The 3633-nt window shown below is 64.8% G+C and carries 2 protein-coding genes and 2 riboswitches; both genes read left to right on the top strand.

Annotated features, from left to right (window positions below):
* Nucleotides 1-684: 684 nt before the first annotated feature.
* Nucleotides 685-804, top strand: a riboswitch (FMN riboswitch).
* 102 nt (nt 805-906) lie between these two features.
* Nucleotides 907-1467 (top strand): ECF transporter S component, encoded by a 561-nt coding sequence (locus ACZO3G_RS09490; RefSeq protein ID WP_276874845.1) that lies wholly within the window; start codon nt 907-909, stop codon nt 1465-1467.
* Nucleotides 1468-1522: 55 nt separating this feature from the next.
* Nucleotides 1523-1616: riboswitch (SAM riboswitch) on the top strand.
* Nucleotides 1617-1736: 120 nt separating this feature from the next.
* Nucleotides 1737-3521 (top strand): N-acetylmuramoyl-L-alanine amidase family protein, encoded by a 1785-nt coding sequence (locus ACZO3G_RS09485; RefSeq protein ID WP_277138763.1) that lies wholly within the window; start codon nt 1737-1739, stop codon nt 3519-3521.
* Nucleotides 3522-3633: the final 112 nt, after the last annotated feature.

Below are 3633 nucleotides of genomic sequence, written 5' to 3'. Positions count from 1 at the left end.
CCGCGACCCCGGCTTGAGTCCGCTGCGCGGACCCGGCCCTGCGGGCCGGAACTCTAAGCGGAATCTCCGGGAGTACCTTGCCATAACCCGCGGACTACCGTCACTCCCCACGGGTACACCAGCTGAAGGCTCAATTCAGGTTGCGGGCGCTCCCAACAACCGAAGCCGCATGGCTCGCCAAACCCACGGCGGAAAACAACGCCCGTTCCGGGCGTTCGCGCGCTCTGCGCGCGTGCGCGGCTTCGCCGCGCAGTTTTCCGCCTTCCCGTGGGACATGCGAGCGAAATAAAAGCGGCCGCGTCTCCCCTATGGGAACTCCCGGTACGGTTCCGGAGACTCACCGGCAGAGGCATTGCGCCCGCGGTGCGGCGGCTGGCGGGATGCTGAACACCCGCCCATTGATCCGTGGCAGGGCGCCGCCGACTTTGGCCACAGGCCAACCGGAGGCGGCGCTGGGGTCAAGGGGTTCTCCCCTTGCGGCTTCTTTCCCCTATTTCTTGTCCGTACAAGAAATGGGGCCGCCCGCCGGGGCGGGACCCGGCAAGCTCCGCCGCTTCATGAGCGGCAAATCCAAGCCTGCCGTCGGCGGGTGCCAACAAACTCCGCCGATCTCCGAGCGGCAAACGAAAGGCCCACGGCAACCCCCTTGACAAAACGGTCACATGCGCTATAATAAAACCACAAAGTCTGTTTCAGGGCGGGGTGAAAGTCCCCACTGGCGGTACAGTCCGCGAACCGACGCAAGTCGGCCGAATGGGTGCGATTCCCATACCAACGGTATAGTCCGGATGAAAGAAACGGCGTATATTCGCGGATTTTCCGCCGATATGCCCGCGCCCTTGAACCTTGGTTCAAGGGCGTTTTCAGTTCCCCGGCAGGCTCCAAACATTTTTGGAGGTATGACACATGAAAGCATCCCAGACCACCCGCAAGCTCACCACCATCGCCATGCTGGCCGCCGTATCGATCGTGCTGGTCGCGCTCATCCGCATTCCGTTTCCGCCCGCGCCCTTCCTCGAGTACGACCCTGCCGACATCCCAATCTTTATCTGTACCTTCCTCTACGGGCCGGTGGCGGGGCTCGGGCTCACGCTCGTCGTGTCGGTCATCCAGGGCACGACGGTCAGCGCGGGCAGCGGCATCATCGGCATCGTGATGCATTTTCTGGCGACGGGCGCGTTCGCGCTGCTCGCGGGCAATCTCTACCGCCTCCGCCATAACCGCGTTGGCGCGGTGGTCGCGCTGGGGGCGGGCGTCGCGGCGATGACCGTGGTGATGGTGTTCTGCAACCTCATCTTTACGCCGATCTTCATGGGGACCCCGATCGAGGCGGTCATCCCGATGCTGCTGCCGGTCATCATCCCCTTCAACCTGCTCAAGGCGGGGGTCAATGGGATCGTCACCTATTTCGTCTACAAGCCGATCGCGCGGCTGGTGAAGCATGAGCATTCCGAACAGCCCGTGTAATGCTTGACATTTTCTGGCGCATCCTGTAGAATAACAAAGACAACTGAATAGCTTTACCTTATAAAGAGCGGCGGAGGGACTGGCCCTGTGAAGCCCGGCAACCTGCATTGCAAGGTGCCAAATCCAGCGGTATGACCGAGAGATGAGGAAATGATAGCGTCCGGCATATCGCCGGGCGCTTTTTGTTTTGATTTGACAGGAATTGGCCGCAGGAAAACGCGGCCGAATCCCCACTGTATAAGAAATATTGCGTAACAGGGGGTAAACAGGTGAAAATAGACGGAATGTGCAGAAAACTTATTTCCACGGTGCTGGCGGCGGCGCTCTGCGCGGGGGTGGCGGCGCCATCCCTCGCGGCGGACGGCTACAACGACTTCGACGCGATCACCAGCCATGTGAATCTCAAGGTGCCCGCCCGGCTGACCCTGACCCGCCCGGAGAAGGACGTCTCCACCTCGGCGGCCGCTTACTTCATCACGGGCGGCTCCGACCCCGACGAGAAGCTGACGATGAACGGCGAGGCGGTTTCGGGCCGGGGGGCGCGCGGCAGCTTCGGCGTGCTCGTGGCGCTCCAGAAGGGGGTCAACACCTTCGTCTTCCGCAACGGCGGCCGTTCGGAGGAGATCAACATCACGCGCGGGGCGGACACCCCCGTTACGATCACCAACATCCGCGGCGCGGCGCCCTCCTTTGACTGCGCGACCTACTCGGGCGAGACGATCAGCCTGCAGTGCACCGCGCCGTCGGGCGCGCAGGTGACCGCGACGGTCGGCGGGCGGCAGGTGGCGCTCAAGCAGGCGGCGGCGACCGCCGTGGCGGGCGTGCCCGCGACCTTCTCCGCCAAGACGACGGCGGGCGAGGTGGACGGCACCCGCAACCTCGGCCCCGTCACCTACACGATGACCTACAAGGGCAAGACCAGCTCGGTCAAATCGGCGGGCAGCGTCTACCTGACCGGCAGCGGCAGCCGCCTGTACGTCGAGGTGAAGAACGTGGCGGCAAGCGTCTACAAGGACGCGGCGGCGAGCGCCTTCATCGAGACGGCCAAGGGGGGCGCGGTCGACTATGTGACCGAGGTGGGGAACATGTACCACCTGTCGACGGGCGGCTGGATCCCCAAGGAGTCGGTGCAGCCGTTGGAGGAGCAGGTGAACATCCGCAACAGGGTGTCCGGCGTCTCCTTCGAGCAGGCGGGAAGCGGCGAATACTACACCTTCCACGGCACCGCGAACACGATGTTCCGGGCCTATATGGACGGGGAAAAGCTCTATGTGAAGCTCTTCAACACGACCGGCATCGCGGACTATGAGGACGGCATGGCGCAGGACAGCGACCTGTTCGACGCGGTCGACGTGACGGAGGAGGACGGCGACACGGTCATGCAGTTCCTGCGGTCGGGGTCCCGGCGGCTGTGGGGCTACGACATCAGCTACGACGACGGCGACGTCATCCTCTACGCGAAATACGCGCCCCGGGTCTCGGGCGGCAGCCAGCCGCTCTCCGGCGTGACGATCGCGGTGGACGCGGGCCACGGCGGCGCCGATCCCGGCGCGATCGGCATCCCCGGCACGGGCGGCGCGATGGAGAAGGACATCACCCTCGCATCGGCGGTCGCGGTGCAAAAGCGGCTGGAGTCTCTCGGCGCGAAGGTCGTGCTCTGCCGCACGGGGGACGACGACGTGGACATGAACAAGCGGATGCAGATCACGCTCGACAACCGCGCCGACCTCTTCATCTCCCTTCACTGCAACAGCCTCGCCTACACCAAGGATATGAACACGATCGGTGGAACCGAGGTCTACTACTTCGAGCCGATCTCCAAGAGCCTCGCCTCGACCCTCTCGGCGAACGTGGCGGGCTATACCGGGCGCACCAACCGGGGCGCGAAGCAGTCCAACTACCGCGTGACCCTCAACGCCTTCGCGCCGTCGGTGCTTGTGGAGATGGGCTTTGTCACCAATCCCACGGAGTATGACAGCATGACCAGCCGCAACGGCATCTACCAGACCGCGAACGCGATCGGGGACGGCGTGCTGGCGGTGCTGGGCGTATGACGCGCGCAAGGGTTCTGGCCGGCCTGCTCGCGCTGCTGCTGGCGCTGGCCGGCTGCGCGGCGCGCGGCGGGGAGGCCCCGCCCGCGGACGCGGGACCGGCGGCGCCGGGTCC

Source organism: Anaerotruncus sp. (genome assembly GCF_057433415.1).
The sequence above is the reverse complement of the archived record's forward strand: the minus strand, read 5'-3'. Positions and strand labels throughout refer to the sequence as shown.